Source organism: Pseudonocardia sp. ICBG1293, assembly GCF_020131355.1.
GTDB lineage: Bacteria > Actinomycetota > Actinomycetes > Mycobacteriales > Pseudonocardiaceae > Pseudonocardia.
In genome coordinates this window covers 1-15,627 of sequence record NZ_JAHLEL010000054.1, presented here as the reverse complement: position 1 = coordinate 15,627, position 15,627 = coordinate 1, and the positions used below count along the sequence as shown (strand labels likewise).

Annotated in this window: 16 protein-coding genes and 1 pseudogene; 8 read left to right on the top strand and 9 right to left on the bottom strand. The window is 73.2% G+C overall.

Annotated features, from left to right (window positions below):
* Positions 1–4: 4 nt before the first annotated feature.
* Positions 5–679, top strand: a complete 675-nt coding sequence (locus KPF47_RS30760; protein WP_224392300.1) for a YdcF family protein — start codon at positions 5–7, stop codon at positions 677–679.
* A gap of 6 nt (positions 680–685) precedes the next feature.
* Here KPF47_RS30760 and KPF47_RS30755 read toward each other — a convergent pair whose 3' ends face one another.
* Both KPF47_RS30755 and KPF47_RS30750 read right to left on the bottom strand, forming a co-directional pair.
* Complete coding sequence (locus KPF47_RS30755; RefSeq protein WP_224392299.1) at positions 686–877, bottom strand: hypothetical protein; 192 nt, start codon at positions 875–877, stop codon at positions 686–688.
* Positions 878–1,422: 545 nt separating this feature from the next.
* Complete coding sequence (locus KPF47_RS30750) at positions 1,423–1,911, bottom strand: anti-sigma factor antagonist (RefSeq protein WP_224392298.1); 489 nt, start codon at positions 1,909–1,911, stop codon at positions 1,423–1,425.
* Between the two features lie 530 nt (positions 1,912–2,441).
* Here KPF47_RS30750 and KPF47_RS30745 point away from each other — a divergent pair.
* Positions 2,442–3,302 carry a mycofactocin-coupled SDR family oxidoreductase gene (locus KPF47_RS30745; RefSeq protein ID WP_224392297.1) on the top strand — a complete coding sequence of 287 codons (861 nt, stop codon included), beginning with the start codon at positions 2,442–2,444 and terminating at the stop codon, positions 3,300–3,302.
* A gap of 367 nt (positions 3,303–3,669) precedes the next feature.
* Here the strand turns inward: KPF47_RS30745 and KPF47_RS30740 are convergent, their stop codons facing one another.
* On the bottom strand, positions 3,670–4,512 hold the full coding sequence (locus KPF47_RS30740) for an IS5 family transposase (protein ID WP_224386276.1): 843 nt from the start codon (positions 4,510–4,512) through the stop codon (positions 3,670–3,672).
* Between the two features lie 463 nt (positions 4,513–4,975).
* Positions 4,976–5,587, bottom strand: coding sequence for an FMN-binding negative transcriptional regulator (locus tag KPF47_RS30735; RefSeq protein ID WP_224392296.1), 612 nt, complete (start codon positions 5,585–5,587; stop codon positions 4,976–4,978).
* A gap of 740 nt (positions 5,588–6,327) precedes the next feature.
* Here KPF47_RS30735 and KPF47_RS30730 point away from each other — a divergent pair.
* Positions 6,328–6,687, top strand: a complete 360-nt coding sequence (locus tag KPF47_RS30730) for a hypothetical protein (protein ID WP_224392295.1) — start codon at positions 6,328–6,330, stop codon at positions 6,685–6,687.
* 148 nt (positions 6,688–6,835) lie between these two features.
* On the opposite strand, the gene KPF47_RS30725 is transcribed toward KPF47_RS30730, so the two are convergent.
* Positions 6,836–8,473 carry a CocE/NonD family hydrolase gene (locus KPF47_RS30725; protein WP_224392294.1) on the bottom strand — a complete coding sequence of 546 codons (1,638 nt, stop codon included), beginning with the start codon at positions 8,471–8,473 and terminating at the stop codon, positions 6,836–6,838.
* 55 nt (positions 8,474–8,528) lie between these two features.
* Here KPF47_RS30725 and KPF47_RS30720 point away from each other — a divergent pair, with 55 nt between their 5' ends.
* Positions 8,529–9,896 carry a GNAT family N-acetyltransferase gene (locus tag KPF47_RS30720; RefSeq protein ID WP_224392293.1) on the top strand — a complete coding sequence of 456 codons (1,368 nt, stop codon included), beginning with the start codon at positions 8,529–8,531 and terminating at the stop codon, positions 9,894–9,896.
* 87 nt (positions 9,897–9,983) lie between these two features.
* On the opposite strand, the gene KPF47_RS30715 is transcribed toward KPF47_RS30720, so the two are convergent.
* Positions 9,984–10,247 (bottom strand): hypothetical protein, encoded by a 264-nt coding sequence (locus tag KPF47_RS30715; RefSeq protein WP_224392292.1) that lies wholly within the window; start codon positions 10,245–10,247, stop codon positions 9,984–9,986.
* A 95-nt stretch (positions 10,248–10,342) separates the two neighbouring features.
* Positions 10,343–11,329 (bottom strand): patatin-like phospholipase family protein, encoded by a 987-nt coding sequence (locus tag KPF47_RS30710; protein WP_224392291.1) that lies wholly within the window; start codon positions 11,327–11,329, stop codon positions 10,343–10,345.
* Between the two features lie 188 nt (positions 11,330–11,517).
* Between KPF47_RS30710 and KPF47_RS30705 the strand changes: the two genes are divergently transcribed.
* The 3 genes from KPF47_RS30705 (at position 11,518) to KPF47_RS30695 (ending at position 14,131) form a co-directional block, all read left to right on the top strand.
* Positions 11,518–12,318, top strand: a complete 801-nt coding sequence (locus KPF47_RS30705) for a hypothetical protein (RefSeq protein ID WP_224392290.1) — start codon at positions 11,518–11,520, stop codon at positions 12,316–12,318.
* Between the two features lie 161 nt (positions 12,319–12,479).
* The gene (locus KPF47_RS30700) at positions 12,480–13,730 is read left to right on the top strand and encodes a serine hydrolase (protein WP_224392289.1); all 1,251 of its coding nucleotides are present in this window, start codon (positions 12,480–12,482) and stop codon (positions 13,728–13,730) included.
* Positions 13,727–14,131: a phage holin family protein gene (locus KPF47_RS30695; protein ID WP_224392288.1), complete on the top strand. Its 405-nt coding sequence runs from the start codon at positions 13,727–13,729 to the stop codon at positions 14,129–14,131. Before KPF47_RS30700 ends, KPF47_RS30695 begins: the two co-directional genes overlap by 4 nt.
* 4 nt (positions 14,132–14,135) lie before the next feature.
* On the opposite strand, the gene tenA is transcribed toward KPF47_RS30695, so the two are convergent.
* Positions 14,136–14,804, bottom strand: a complete 669-nt coding sequence (gene tenA / locus KPF47_RS30690) for a thiaminase II (RefSeq protein ID WP_224392287.1) — start codon at positions 14,802–14,804, stop codon at positions 14,136–14,138.
* Positions 14,805–15,013: 209 nt separating this feature from the next.
* Between tenA and KPF47_RS30685 the strand changes: the two genes are divergently transcribed.
* On the top strand, positions 15,014–15,244 hold the full coding sequence (locus KPF47_RS30685; RefSeq protein WP_224392286.1) for a hypothetical protein: 231 nt from the start codon (positions 15,014–15,016) through the stop codon (positions 15,242–15,244).
* Between the two features lie 5 nt (positions 15,245–15,249).
* On the opposite strand, the pseudogene KPF47_RS30680 reads toward KPF47_RS30685, so the two are convergent.
* A pseudogene (locus KPF47_RS30680) lies at positions 15,250–15,627 on the bottom strand (hypothetical protein); the annotation flags it as partial.

Genomic DNA, 15,627 nt, shown 5'->3' with positions numbered 1-15,627 from the left:
CGCCATGCCGACCGCGACCCTGCCCCCCAAGTACCGCGCCGACATCGACGTGCTGTGGGACTTCAACCAGATGCACCACGAACTCCGGCCGGTCGACCTGGCCGTCGGCCTCGGAAGCCACGATCTCGGTGTCGCCACCCACACTGCCGAGCTCTACCACCGCGGCCTGTTCCCGAAGATCGTGTTCACCGGCGCCAACGCACCCACCACCGTGGAGCGCTTCCCGCGCGGCGAAGCGGTGCACTACCGCGAGCACGCCCTGAGCCTCGGCGTTCCCGACGATGCCATCCTCGTCGAGCCCCGAGCGACGAACACCGGCGACAACATCGATTTCACCCGCGACCTCGTCCGCGAACACGGCATCGACGTCACGTCCATCGTCATTGTGTCGCGGCCCTACCAGCAGCGACGCGGCTACGCCATGAGTCGCCTGCGCTGGCCCGAGGTGGACGTCATCTGCGCGTCCCAGGAACACCCACTTGACGACTACGCCGCGGGGATCGGCGACCCGGACCGGGTCATCAACATGCTGGTCGGCGACACCCAACGGATCTGGGTCTACGCCGACAAGGGCTGGGCCATCCACCAGGACGTCCCGACGCCCGTCAAGGACGCCTACGACCGACTCGTCGCCGCCGGATACACCCGGCGGGTACTCGACGAGACCCCCACCGCGTAGCGGCTGTCAGCGCTCGGGGCGTCCCAGCGCCCGCAACCCGGCCTCCACCACGTCCAGCGGAGCCACAGCACCGACCCGCTCGCCGTCCTTGGTCAGCCACACGACCTCGCCGCGCCGTGCGTTCTCGATCAGCTCCGCCATCGCCAGTTCGAGGATCGACGCGTCGGCGTACGTGCGTCCATCGCGCTGTTTGGCCATGCAGCCAGGGTAGTCCGCGAGCAGTCGGGACACGGTCACGGTCGCCGGTACTGCCGAATCCGGCTCTTTGGGATCAAGGCGCCGCCTCCGGCGGCGCGGGGCCGGCCACGCCGGCCCCCGTCGCTCGCTCACTACACCTCCGGCCCGTTCGCGGCGCCGTGGACCGTCTACCCGGCCCTGCCTCCCGGGGGTAGCGCCTGGCCCAGACCCGGAGCCAGCACAGGCGCTCTCCGATGCCTACGTGATGACCAGGCGAACCCAGATCTACGACGCGCGCTGGCTCCGGGCCGGTGCTCTACTTGCTTGTGCGCAACCACCGCCATGCCGGGGGCTACTACGTCGGCACAGTCGTAGACGAAGATGCGGACCGCGTACTGAGGTCATCTTTGCCGCGCGGGCGGAGCAGCCAGGCGTTCGTCTGCGGGCGTTGCGGGTTCGTCCTCGTAGACGGCTTCAGCCCCGGCGAGGAGCATCGTGACGTGCTTCTGCGATGCGGCCGATGCCGGACCGTCAACGACCTCGGCCACGCCCAATGGACGCCTGCATCACAGGGACGAGACTCCCACGCCTGAGAGGTCGTCAGGGGTCGCGGCCGCTTTCGCCTGCTGGACGGTCGCATAAATCGGTAGGCGATCCAGGAGCCCGATCACGCTCAGCGGCCGGACAACCGACCGGTTGTTGCCCACTACATAACCGAGAAACCGGGTCTCGCGCGCCGCTCGCTCCGTCGCCACCAGCATGTCCGAGATCCCGCCGGAACCGAAGAACGACAGCCCGGTCAAGTCGACGATCACAGGCCTCCGAGAAGGACCGCTCCACGCTTCGTCGAGCACTGATCGCAGCTGATACTCGGTCGAACCATCCAGCTCACCGGTGACCGACACCAGCAACTCAACGCCTGTCGTCCGTACCGCCACGTGCAGCACGGACCCAAGCTCATCGTCGAACACCGTCACACGATAGAGCGGATGCGCCTTGACATGAGCAGGAGGCCCCACCAGACCAAGCTCATGTTGCTGCCCCTCGGCCTTCATCGTCCACGCCGCGGGGCCGGCCGCAAGGGCGCCTACGGCGTCGCTCCGCGATGGCTGCGCCACCCTTGCCCCCGACCCCACGACGAGCAGATCGGCCTGTACGAGGGGCTGGGGGAGGAGCGGGCACAACCCCCGCGGTTCGGCTCACGGACGATACGCGGACGCAGACGGGTAGTCCGCGCTTGCGCCGCAGGCCAAGGCCGGTATGGCAGCTCTCTGTAAATCCGTCGGCGTAGCCTTCCCAGGTTCGAATCCTGGACCAGTCACAGCAGGTGAAAGAGACCCCCGACCAGCGGAAACGCTGGAACCGGGGGTCTTTTTCGTTGTCCGGGTGTCCCGGCTGTGACCGGGATTCCACCGGTGTCCACGGACCCATCCCGGACGCGGTCGTGAACGGCCGTCGTGGAGAGCGCGCGGCGCGGGTGGTCCCCTCCGGCGGGAGCGCAACCGGCCGGGCAGTGACCCGCCGGGCGCCCCCCCCCGATCGCGCAGCCCGATGAATCCGCGGCACCGGGACGGTCGACCTTCGCATGAGCATTCCCCAGCCGAGGACCACCGGACGCTTCCACGGCCGGACCGCACTGATCACCGGAGCGGCCCGCGGCCAGGGGCGGAGCCACGCACTGGCCCTCGCCGCCGAGGGCGCCGACGTCATCGCGCTGGACATCTGCCAGGACATCGCCACGGTCGCCTACGACCTCGCCACCCACGCCGACCTGACCGAGACCACGGACCGGGTCCGCGACCTCGGACGACGGGCGGTCGGGATCCCGGTGGACGTGAGGGACGCGGAAGCCCTGTCGGCGGCGATCGACCGTGCGTGTGCCGACCTGCACGCGGTTCCCGATGTCGTGCTCGCCAACGCCGGCATCGGGCTCATGGAGGGCGCCGACGGCCGGGCGGCGTTCCGCGACCAGCTCGACGTCAACCTCACCGGGGTCTGGAACACCGTCCAGGCGACCGCACCGCGCATGATCGAGCAGCGGCGGGGTGGGGCGATCGTGCTCACCAGCTCCGCCTTCGGACTGACCGGGCGTGGCGGGGACGGCCAGGGCGGCAGCGACGGCTACGTGGCGAGCAAGCACGGCGTCGTCGGGCTCATGCGCACGTTCGCGACCTGGCTCGCACCGCACGGGATCCGCGTCAACTGTGTCAACCCCTCCGGTGTCGCGACCCGCATGGTCCTCAACCCCGCGGTCGAGGCGCTCTTCGGCGGCGGCGACACCCCGCCCGATCAGCCCAAGCCGGCCGACGACGTCGCCAACCTCCTCGACGTCGGCCTCGTGCAACCCGAGGACGTTACCGCGGCGGTCACGTTCCTGGCCTCCGGCGAGGCCCGCTACGTCACCGGCGTCGCGCTACCGGTCGACGCAGGCATGCTGGTCAGGTGAACCCGGCGGGCTCCGTGGACCCGACGCCGCCCGGAGACCGGCGGAGTGCGGTGCGGTGACGGCTTCACCGACCACCGACGTCGACGGCGCCTCGACCGGCCACGGACGTCCGGTCATCGGTGTCGCCGTGCCACTGCACCGTCTGCCGCAGGAGAGCGAGTGCCTGTGCGGAGGGTGAGCCCGTCGCGGTGGTGCACTCCGGACGGGGGCGCCCGCTTAGAGGTCGTTTCAGAACGACTTGTCGAGTTTCCATTGACCCCTCGACGACAGATCAAACGGCAGGTCAGATAGCCGCTTGTCGTCTACAACAGACACGTCGACCTCGTTCTGAAATGACCTCTTAGAGGTCGCGCGGATTGGTTGGTGATCATGGACGTCGTGCAGGTCGGGCGTTCCAGCGGTGTGTGGTCCAGGCCTGCCGAATCAAGCTACGGAGTGTGACGATCGTGTCGGCGAGGTCGAAGAACGCGTCGACGACGATTTCTCGTCGTTCGTAGCAGCGCTGCAGCCGGTTGAAGCTGTTGTGCCAAGCGTTGGTCCGCTCGACGTGCCAGCGGCGGGTGGCCTGGATCGGCGCTTTCTCACCCTTGTGCGCGATCTCGCCGTGCAGGCCTCGTTCGGCCAGCGTGTCGCGGGTCTTGCCGGAGTCATAGCCGGCGTCGAGGTGCACGGTGATGTCGTCGGGCAGCGGGCCGAGAGCATCGAGGCGGTCGAGGGTGGGGCCCAGTAGCGGGGAGTCGTGCCGGTTGGCTCCGGCCAGGACTCGGCCCAGCGGGATGCCGTATCCCTCGACGAGCACCGAACGTTTCATACCCTGTTTGCGCCGGTCCACCGGCGACGGACCGGCGACCTCGCCGCCGCCGGGGGCCTTGGTGATGGCGCCATCGACGGCGATGTCGTGCAGCAGCAGACCGACGATGCGGTCGTAGGCGTCCAGGACGATCCGACGCAGCTGGGCGAAGACCCCGAGCCTGATCCACTCGTCACGACGATCGCGGATGGTGGTCGCCGAGCAGGTGCTGTCAGCGATGCCCTCATACGAGCAGCCGAACCGCAGTACCTGCAGGAGCTTGTCGAACACGATCCGATCCGCGATCCGGCGGCGATGGCAGCCCAGCGGATGGGTGGGATCGAACTCGTCTCGATGAGGCAGCAGCGCGGTGAACTGGTCCCACAACGGCTCGGTCAGCCATGATGGCAGGGTGGGCACGCGGCCTCCAGACGATCACGAAGCGTAGATAACTTCATGATCGGCAGGCCCGTACCCGCCCTCGCCCCCAGACACTCGACCGCGGCCAAGCTGTGACCAATCCGCGCGACCTCTTAGCTCAGCCGGCCGGAGAACAGGGCGTCGAGGTCGGCACGATGGCGCCGGTGGGCGCCGCGCCGGCGACGTCGGATCGAGGCGCGGTACCGCGACATCGTCCGGTTCCATCGCCCGGCCGTGGGTGGGCACCTGCCGGCACTGGAGGTGCCGGCTCTGGTCGTCGACGAGCTGCGCCGGTCCTTCCGCGGAGCACGCTGACGCGGCCGGCACCGCCGCCACCGACGGCGGTCACCGCTCCGCCTCCGCGACGGCGCCCCCTCGCAGGCGTCCGTGGGCCCGCCCCGACGTCCGGGCCGGTCGCACCCCGCTGCGCGGCCGCGGCACCCGGCCGGCCCGGCTCCGGCCGTCAGCGCCGCCGCGCCGCGACGGCCCGGGCCGTGTCCGGGTCCCCGGCCGCCTCCAGCCCGCGCACCACGCCGTCGACGTCCGCGGCCGGGCGGTTCTGGCTCAGCTTCACCTTCGCCTCGACGCTCTCGATGCGGAGCTCGACCCCGACGATCGCGCGGAGCTGCCCGCGCACGAACGCCTCCGGGGCGTCGTCGACGCTCCAGGGCGCGGCCCGGCCCGCCTCGTGCAGGTCGGTCAGGCGGCGGACGACGTCCTCCAGCCAGGCGATGTCGTCGTGGACGACCACGGTGCCGCGGACGTGGGCGGTCACGTAGTTCCAGGTGGGGACGACCCGGCCGTGCTCGGCCGTCGACGCGTACCAGGACGGGCTGACGTAGGAGTCCGGCCCGCGGACGATGACCAGGCCCTGCCTGCCGTCGGCGCGGGTCCAGTGGTCGTTGTTGCGGGCGAGGTGCCCGAGCAGCGAGCCACGCCCGCGGTCGTGGACGAACGGCAGCAGTGTGGCGTCGAGGCCCTCGGGGCCCGCCGTGACCAGGTCCGCGGCCCCGGGGCGGTCGAGCAGCTGCCGGACGTCCTCGTCGGTCGGGGCGAAGTGCGCGGGGACGTACACGGTGGTCCTCTCCGGGGGTGCGGGCGGTCCACACCAGGGTGCCCGGCGCCGTGGCATCCCTGGACGTCCATTCCGGAGTCGTCGTCAGGGGCCACTCGTCGGCGCGGGCCGCAGCATCGACCAGGTGCGGCCCGCCGTGCGGGACGTGGCGCTCGCGCAGCGGCAGGGACCGGCTCGCGGCCGGTCGTCGCCGGTGGCCGTCGGCATCGATCGTGTGACGGGTGAACGGGTGGCCGAGGAACGCGGTGAACGACTCCACGGCGGCCGGGAGGTCGGAGGGTGTGGCGATCCGGGCGGTGCGTGTCGTCGGCGTCGGAGCCGGACGCCGGCACGCCGCTGCCCGTCCCGGTGCCGCCGCACTCGTCCGGGGCACACCCCCCGTCGAGGGCTGCGATCCGGTCTCACGCGACCGTCGGAAGCGCTACGACAGGGTGACGGCGTGACACGGCCGTGCGGGGGTTCATCACCGAGCGTGTTCCGGCGGAAAGGTACGCGTCCGATCGGGTCCACTGTGGTGACGATCCGTCGCGGACTGCGTCCGGAAGCGACATCCACGCGGATTCCCGGCTGCCGGAAGAGAGCAATAACCTCGCGTTCAGTAATGCCCCTCGTCCGATAGTGGTAGAAAGTTCGTTGGATCGGGGATGGACCGGATAACGTTCTGTGCATCGGCGGGGCTCCCGAACCCACGCCGAACACGCCGGTCCGACTCGGACCCCGTACACAACGGAGAAATAACTGTGCTGAAGAAGGCTGGAATCCTGACCGCCGGCGTCACCGCTGGTCTGCTCGCCGTCTCCCCGCTCGCCTTCGCGGGTGACGGTGGCTGGGACAAGGGCCACGGGCACGGCGGCGACCGCATCAACGCCGACCAGATCAACAACCTGGAGAAGGACCGCAACAGCGTCCAGTCCGGTCTGATCAACGTCGGCGACGTCAACGCCCTCAACAACGCCAACGTGCTCTCCTGCACGCTGAACAGCGCCGACGTCGCCGCCAGCGTCCTCGGCATCCTGGGTGGCCAGGCCACCAACGGTGAGGACGCCCCGGGCTTCAGCGACTGCTCGCAGGGCGACGCGCAGACCAACGTCCAGGACTGAGTGCGCCTGCACCACCGGGCACCGTGACGGGACCGTCTTCCCGGCATCGGTGACCGAGCACTTCCGGATGTCCCCCGCTCTTCCGACCGGAGCGGGGGACATCCGTATTTCCGCCGGTGCCGGAAATGCGATCGGACGATGTCCGGATTCAGGGGTGGTGTGGCAGCACCACGTGTGACGGGTGCTCGGAGTCGTGCAGGATCTCGTAGGAGATCGGTTCCCCGTCGACCGCGGTCGCCGTCCGTTCACCGGTTCCCGGATTGCGGGCGAAACGCGGGAACGCCGCGCCGGCGACCTGCACGCGCAGCCGGTGTCCGGCGCGTACCCGGTACCCGGTCGGGCTCAGCGTCATCCGGACCACGGTCGTGCCGTCCGGTGCGGTGGCCTCGCGGTCGGGCACCAGCCGGTGCATGGCGTCGGTGATGTTCATCGATGCCCCGTCCGGGCCGACGTCGCACAGCCGTACGAACACGTCGCCCCGGCCCACCCCGGTCCGCACGTACACCACGGCCGACACCGGCCCCAGCAGGTCCAGGTCGGACTCCAGCGGCGGACCGGTCCAGACCCGCACGTCGTCGCGGGCCTCGACCGCGCGGTTGTCCAGCTGCTTGGACGGCGGCTGGAGCATCGGGCCGCCGACGGTCGGTGTCGGGTCGGCCGGGTCGTAGACGAACCGCGACGCCCGCGCCGCCCCGGCGGGCCGGTCCGGCCCCAGACCGCCCGCGGGGTCGAGGTACCACTCGGTGGGCCGTGCGTCCGGCGGGGGCCAGCAGGGCAGGTCGGTCCAGCGGTCGGCGTGCTGGACGTACACCCGGACCGGGGCGCGGCCGTCGTGCCCGCCGTCGTGCAGGTGCACGCCCAGCCAGTGGACCATCTCGTGGGCGATGGTCGACAGCGACCCGCGGTCGCCGTGGGTCCACGGGCCGATCGTGATCCGCGCGGTCGCGCCGCCGCGCTGCAGCGCGGTGAAGTCCACCAGCTGGCGGTCCAGGAACAGGTCCCACCAGCCGGTCACCATGCAGACCGGCGGCATCGCGGCGGCGTCGAAACCGTCGTGCTCGGCGGGCGCCCAGAACTCCCGTGGCTGCTCGGCGTGCTCGACGAAGTCCCGCCAGAACACCACCGGCGCCCCGGTCAGTGCGACGTCCGCGGCCTGCAGGGGCTGGGACGTCACCGCACGCCGCTTGCGGCGGCTGAACACCGGTGTCGCGAGGAAGCCGGTGACCGCGCCGGTGCGTTCCTGGCGGCCGATCTGGTTCACCCAGGTCGCGAGGTTGAGCAGGCCGGGCGCGCCGCCCGGGTAGAAGGTGCTGGTGAACTCCGACGCGGTGATGTCGGCGTTCATCGAGCACAGCCCCGGGTCGGCGTAGGGGGCGACCGCCCACTGGGTGTGCCCGACGTAGCTGGGGCCCACCATCGAGACGCGGCCGTCGCACCAGGCCTGACCGCGCACCCAGGCGAGTGTGTCGAGACCGTCGGAGCTCTCGTGCAGGAGCGGGCGGAACTGCCCGCCCGAGCCGAAGGTGCCCCTGGTGGACTGCACCAGCACCTGGAAACCGCGACGGGCCAGCAACGATCCGATGATCGAACCGAGGCCGTCGCGGCCGTACGGGGTGCGCATGAGCACCGTCGGACGTGGCCGGAGCGGACCGGGGGCCCGGTAGAGGTCGGCGAGCAGGACGACGCCGTCGGAGAGCGGGACCCGCAGGTCACGCTCGCGCACGTACGGGTCGCCGGCGCCGAAGCCCAGCCGACGGTCGACCAGGCGCTCCGTGAGCGCGGCCATGGCACCTCCCCCTCGTCCGCCCCCTGCGGACACCGCCGATCGTAGGAGAACCCGGTTGCCCCGAACGGGCGTGGCCGGTGACGGTGGCGCGGTGACCCTCCCGACCTCGCCTCCCGTGCTGACCGACGGCGTCGTGACGCTGCGCGCGCACACCGACGCCGACGTCCCCGGGCTGCTGGAGGTGTACCGCGATCCCGGGACACAGCGCTGGACCTCGCTCGGACCGGACTCCGGCGAGAGCGAGGCCCGGGAGTGGGTCGGTCTCGCCCGCCGCCGGTGGGCCGTCGGGCGGCCGCACGTCTGGGCGGTGGAGGCCGCGTGCGGCGATCACCCGCGCTACGCGGGGTCGATCGACCTGCGTCGCGACCCGGTGCCGTCGGTCGGCTACCTGCTCGCGCCGTGGGCGCGCGGTCGCGGGCTCGCGAGCCGTGCGCTGCGGCTGGCCGCCGACTGGGGCTTCGACGTGGCCGGGTTCGCCGCGCTGCACTGGACCTGCCGGGCCGGGCACGTCGCGTCCTGGCGGGTGGCGCACGCCTGCGGGTTCCGCTTCGAGGGCGTCCGCACCCGCGCGCTGCCCGCCGGCGACGACCTCGTCGACGCCTGGACCGCGGTCCTGCTGCCCGGCACTCCCGTCGCCGACCGTCCCCCGGCGACGACGTGGTGGCCGCACCCGGTGCTCGACGGCGACGGCGTCCGGCTCCGCCCGCCCACCGAGGCCGACCTCGACCGGCACACCGAGGCGTGCAACGACCCGGTCGCCCGCTGGTGGAGCGCCACCCTGCCGGTGCCCTACACCGACGACGACGCCCGCCGCTGGCTCCGTGACCACACGCTGGAGCGTTCCCTGGGGTCCGGCGTCGGCTGGGTGATCGCCGACCCGGACGACGACCGTTACCTCGGCACCCTCTCGGTGTTCGGCACCGACCGGCCCTACACCCCGACCGGGGGTGAGGTCGGATACCGCGCGCACCCCGACGCCCGGGGCCGCGGGGCGGTGTCCGCGGCCCTCCGCCGGGTCGTGCGGCACGCCTTCACCCCGGTCGCCGACGGGGGGATGGGCCGGCACCGGCTGCAGCTCGGTGCGGCGGCGGACAACACCGCCAGCCGCCGCGTCGCCGAGCGCGCCGGGTTCCGGCTGTGGGGCCGCCCGCGGGCCGACGGGGTGCCACGGCACGGAGAACGAGATCGTCGACGACGGGGTCTGGTACGACCTGCTGGCCACCGACCCGCTCCCGCCGCCCGCCGGAACTGTCGGGGGTGCCCCGTAGCCTGCCCGCCGTGCGGATCATGCGGATGTCCTGTTGCGGTACCGAGTGGGTGGGGCCGGACCGGGCGCACTGCTGCCGCCGGTTCGGCGGCTGCGGAGCCGTCTTCGACGACGCGGCGCTGTGGGACGCCCACCGCCCCCGCGGGGTGTGCGTGACCGACCCGCGTGCGCTCGGCCTGGTGGCCACCCGCAACGGGATCTGGCAGCGGGCCCTCGACGCGGCAGGCTGAGGCGGGCACCGGGTCACGGTGGCCCGCGGGTGATGCCGCGGAACACCGCGTCGTCCCCGCCCGGGTTGCGGATCCGGACCAGGTTCAGCCCGGTGAACCACAGCACCGAGCCGGTACCGAAGGTCCGGCTCCCGCCGGCGGCGCAGCACAGCTCGATCTGCCCGGCGTCGACCACGACGAGGGCGCCCCGCCAGTCGTCCTCGACGTGCGGGCGGGACTCACCGGGTGCGAGCACGACGGTGCGGGTCCACGCGCGCGGCGGCGGGTCGTCGCGCATCGGTCACCTCCTGCCGGGCCGGTGCGGACACGGTGCCCGCACCAGCTCCGACCGCGGGGCCGCGCCGAAGTCATCGGCGTCCTGGCGAGAGGGTGTCAGGCGGCCGCGGCCGGGGTCGACGCGGACAGCACCGTCTCGTACCCGATCCGGGCCGCGGCGGCGACCCGCCCGGAGTCGGTGGACAGGCCGTGGATGCCGGCGGAGGAGTGCGGTGTCAGCGTCAGCAGGTGCACGCCGGCCCGGTCCGGGTGTGCGGCGTCCGCCAGCAGCGGCAGGCACTCGCCGTGCCGGGCGGCGTCCTGGGCCATCCGGCCCAGGCCCGGCGCGAGCCGGTCCAGCGAGCGGGCCCACAGCGGGGTGCGGGCGTCCGGCGGGGTCCCGACGAGGTCCTCGGCGGTGCGGGTCAGCAGGGCCAGGACGTGCGTGGCGCCGTCGCGCAGGGCCCGGGCCACCGGGAGCGGGTCGCCGACCGACCCGTCGATGAAGTCCTCGGCCGCACCGCCGGTGCCGACCCGCACCGGCGGGCCCGCCAGCAGCGGGATCGCCGCGGTCGCGCGCATCGCGGCCTTCCACGTGGCGCCGTCGGGCAGCGCGGTCAGCACCCGCGGGCGCAGGTCGGTGGCCCCGGTGACCACCACGTTCAGCGGGACCGGCGCATCGGGCAGCCGCGACCAGTCCGTGGGCAGGGAGTCGACGAGGATCCGGTCGAACAGGTGGTCCAGCGACACCATCGGGCGGCGGGTGCCGAAGCGGCGCGGGTCGATGAACTCGCGACGGGCCATGTCCCGGGCGAACACCCGTGACACCTCGGTGCCGTGCCCCATGACCAGCGCCGTCCCGACGAACGCCCCCGCCGAGCTCCCCCACACCTCGTCGACGCCCGCGGCGAGGCCGAGGTCCGACAGCGCGTGCACCATCCCGGCGGCGTAGGAGCCGCGCATCCCGCCGCCGCCGACGACCAGTGCGACCCGCGCCCCGTCGGCGTGCCGGCCGGGGCGACGCCCGGCGTCACGTCGGCGCTCGAGCAGGCGCAGCACCTCGGCGTCGCCGTGCACGGCGGAGGTGAGGAGGGCGGGGGGCACGCCCCCATCATGGGCCCGCGCCCGCACCGCCGCGGCGATCCGGTGTGGGGGACCGCTCACAGGCCACCGACCGCGGGTGGTCCACCGCCCGGCGCCTCCCGGCTCGGGTACCTCCCCGCCCAACTAGTAGGTTCGCGCGACCAGCGCCGACGCCCTCGCGGAGGCCCGCTGGAGGGGGGAAGGACACCGTGACGCAACGACGCCGTCCGCGGTTGGAGGCGCTCGAGGCGACGTCACTGCCCGCGGCACACGCCAGGGCCCGCGACGCCCGTCGCCGCCGTCCGCTGGTCGGGGACCGTGCCGCCGCCGTCGTCGCGGACGAGTACGACCTGGGATCGGCGCCGGGGCGGGCCGACGAGCTGGCGACGCTCCTGCGGGTCGCCGTGCTCGACGAGTGGGTCCGTGGGTTCGCACGCCGGCACCCGGGCGGGACCGTCGTCGAGCTGGGGCCGGGTCTGGGCGACCGCGCGGCGCGGCTCGGGCACGACGGCCCGGCGCACTGGGTCGACGTCGAGCTGCCCGGGGTGGCGGAGCTGCGCCGTGAGCTGCTGGCCGGGCCGGCGCACCTGGTGGCCGGATCCGCGCTCGACGAGGACTGGCTGGAGCTGGCCCGCGACCTGCCCGGCCCGCACCTGGTCGTCTCCGACCGGGTGCTGACGCTGCTGCCGGAGCAGGGGGTGCAGCGGATCGTGTTCACCGCGGCACGGATGCTGCCCGGGGCCGAGCTCGTCACCGACCTGCTGTCGCGCGGCGCGGCGGGGCGGCTCGCCGCGGGCCCGCTGCGCGCGCTGGAGGTCGACTGGACCTGCGAGGACCCGCGCGAGCTGGAGCCGTGGGGGCTGCGCCTGGCGGCGTCCTGCGACGCGGCCGCCCCGCCGTCGGAGGTCGCGGTCCGGCTCCCGCGGGCGTTCCGCGCCCTGGCCGCGGCGTTGCGCGCGACCTCGCTGCGCGGGGAGCGGCTGGCCCGCTACGAGATCGTCCCGGTCTGAGGCGGTCCGGCCCGGCCCGCCGTCGGAGGCGGCCGCACGTGCGGACCGGCACGCGACCCCCGCCGGTTCCCCGCGCCGCGCAGGGCCGGCGCCGGGGGAGGAGGGGGTGACGCGCCGGATCGCCGGACCCGCGGCCCCGGCCCGCGGGTAGGGTCGCGCCCGTGACCTCCCCGACCTTCGGCACGCTCGAGGCGGACCCCGCGGAGGTCGGCCTCGACCCCGCCCGGCTGGCCCGGATCGACAGCCACTTCCGCCGCTACGTCGACGACGGACGCCTCGCCGGCGCGACGGTCGCCGTCGCCCGCCACGACCGGCTCGCGCACCTGACCCACCTGGGTGTGCGCGACGTCGACTCCGGCGCCCCGGTGACCGACGACACCCTCTGGCGCATCTACTCGATGACCAAGCCGATCACCTCGGTCGCGGTCCTGATGCTGGCCGAGCGGGGCGCGCTGGAACTCACCGACCCGGTGTCGCGCTACATCCCGGCGTTCGCCGAGCAGCGCGTCTACCGCGGCGGGTCGGCGCTCAACCCGGGGACCGACGCGGCCGTCGAGCCCGTCCGGGTGCACCACCTGCTGACCCACACCGCCGGCCTGACCTACGGCTTCCACCACGCCCACCCCGTCGACGAGATGTACCGCTCCAAGGGCTTCGAGTTCGGGGCGCCGGCCGGCATGGACCTGGCCACCGCCTGTGAGCAGTTCGCGTCGTTCCCGCTGCTGTTCCAGCCGGGCACGGAGTGGAACTACTCGGTGGCCACCGACGTGCTGGGCAGGGTCGTCGAGGTCGCGTCCGGACGGAGGCTCGACGAGTTCCTCCGCGAGGAGATCACCGGCCCGCTCGGGATGACCGACACCGCGTTCTGGGTGCCGGAGGGCTCGGCGGGGGCCGACCGGCTCGCCACGCTCTACAACGCCCGGCCCGGTGGTGGCCTGGTCGAGAACAAGGTGCTCGCCCGGGCCGCGACCCGCGAACCCACGTTCCTCTCCGGCGGCGGCGGGCTGCTGTCCACGACCGGTGACTACCTGCGGTTCGCCCGGATGCTCGCCCGCGGCGGCGAGCTCGACGGCGTCCGCATCCTCGGTCCGCGGACCCTGTCCCGCGCCACCCGCAACCACCTGCCCGGCGGGGCGGACCTGGACACCGTCGGGCGGCCCATCTTCTCCGAGTCCGCGTTCAGCGGCGTCGGGTTCGGGCTCGGGTTCTCCGTCGTCGTCGACGGGGCCGCGACGAAGGGCTTCGCCAACGAGGGCACCTTCGCCTGGGGCGGCCTGGCATCCACCGCGTTCTGGGTGGACCCCGCCGACGACCTGGTGGTCCTGTTCATGACCCAGCTCGTGCCCTCCAGCACCTACCCGATCCGATCCCAGCTCCAGACGCTGGTCCAGCAGGCGGTGACCGACCGATGACCCCACCGAGCCCCGTGCTCACCTTCACGATCCGCACGCTGGTCGTCGCCGCCTCGCTGTGGGTGGCGACCGTGCTGGTCGGTGGCATCCGGCTGGAGAGTGCCGGCACCTCCACCTCGATCCTCACCCTGATCGCCGTCGCGCTGGTGTTCGGGCTGGTCAACGCCGTGGTGAAACCGATCGTGGCGACTCTGGGCTGCCCGCTCTACATCCTCACGCTGGGCCTGTTCGCGCTCGTGGTGAACGCGCTCATGTTCCTGCTGACGGGCTGGCTGTCGTCGGTGCTGAACCTGCCGTTCGCCGTCGACGGCTTCTGGGCGGCGTTCTGGGGCGCGATCGTCGTCGGGATCGTGTCGTTCTTCCTGCACCTGGTGATCCCGGACCGCATCGACAACCGGTGACCGGTCAGACCGGCCAGGTCTCGCGGCGGTACGCCCCGTCCCAGAACATCCACTCGTAGCGCGAGGTCGTCGTGAAGTGCTCGCGCATGCGGGCCAGCTCGGTCGGCGATGCGGCGGCGCCGACCCGGTCGGTCGCCTCCAGCACCGCCTCGACGACGGCGTGGTACTCCTCGCCGGCGTACATGTCGATCCAACGCTGGTAGAGCGGGTCGGGGGAGCCGGTGCCGACCAGGTGCTCGCCGACCCGGCCGTAGATCCAGTAGCAGGGCAGCACCGCGGCGACGCCCTCGGCGTAGGACCCGCCGTAGGCCGCCGCGAGCAGGTAGCTCACGTAGGCGCGGGTGGCCGGGGCGACGGGCAGCTCGCGGGCCTGCTCCGAGGTGAGGCCGAGTGCGCCGAGCAGGTCGGTGTGCAGCTCGCGCTCGGCGGCGATCGCGCCGGCGGTGTGCTCGGCGAACATCAGGGTGTCGTCGTCGGTCGGGGCCTTCGCCGCGCACACGCTGAGTGCCGTGGCGTAGCCGCGCAGGTAGTGCGCGTCCTGGACGATGTAGTGCCGGAACGTCTCGTGCGGCAGCGAGCCGTCGGTCAGCCCGGTGACGAAGGGGTGGGCGAGGATCGCCCCGTACAGGGTGTCGACGTCGGACCAGAGCAGGTCGCGGGTGCGGTCGGCCATGCGGTCACGGTATCCACCGGGGGCGACCGGCCGGGTGATCGAGCGGGCAACGTCGGCGTGACCGGGGAGGAACACCTCGGTGACGCGCCGCCTGAGATCCTGCGCACGTCACCTGGTGCTCCCGCGTGGGGGTGTCACCATGGAACGCAGGCGAGCCACTCAGCGTGGAGGACGCGCCACGTCCAGTCCTCTGACGTGGAGGTGAGGGTATGACCGACCCGCAACCCATGGATCACCACGAGAAGATGCGCATCCGGGCGGCCGCGTTCCGCGCGACCCGGATCTACCCCGGGCCGGTCGGCGAGCTGATCTCGCGCGAGCTGCTCGGCTGGGAGGACTTCGGGTACCGCCTGGGCGGCAACCGCATGGTCCTCGACCTCGTCGACCACGTCATGAAGGCGGTGCCGCCGGACCGGGCGGCGCGTTCCGACGCGGCCTGACCGGCTCAGCGCAGGGTCGTCACGGCGACCTCGGCGGCCGCACCGGTCGGCGGGGTCCCGTCGGCGAGCCCGGCCAGCGCCGCGGACAGGACCAGCATGGCCGCGATCGTGGTGATGCTGCCGACGCGGCCGAGCAGGTCGAGGGTCCGGCCGGCGGCCGACGGCCTGCCGGTGGCCCCGTGCGCCGTGCCGCCGCGCGCGACGGCGCCGTGCGCCTGCGCCCGGGTGGTGCCGCCCGGCCGGACCGGGGAGTCGGTGGGCCGCGGAGCCGGGACGGCGGGCGGGCCCGCGGCGGAGCCGGACCGCGGGGCGGCGGGGTGTCGGGGTGCCGGGACCGGAGGGTGCGCCCGACGATCCCGGTGCGGCGGGCCGCGGCGCGGGGA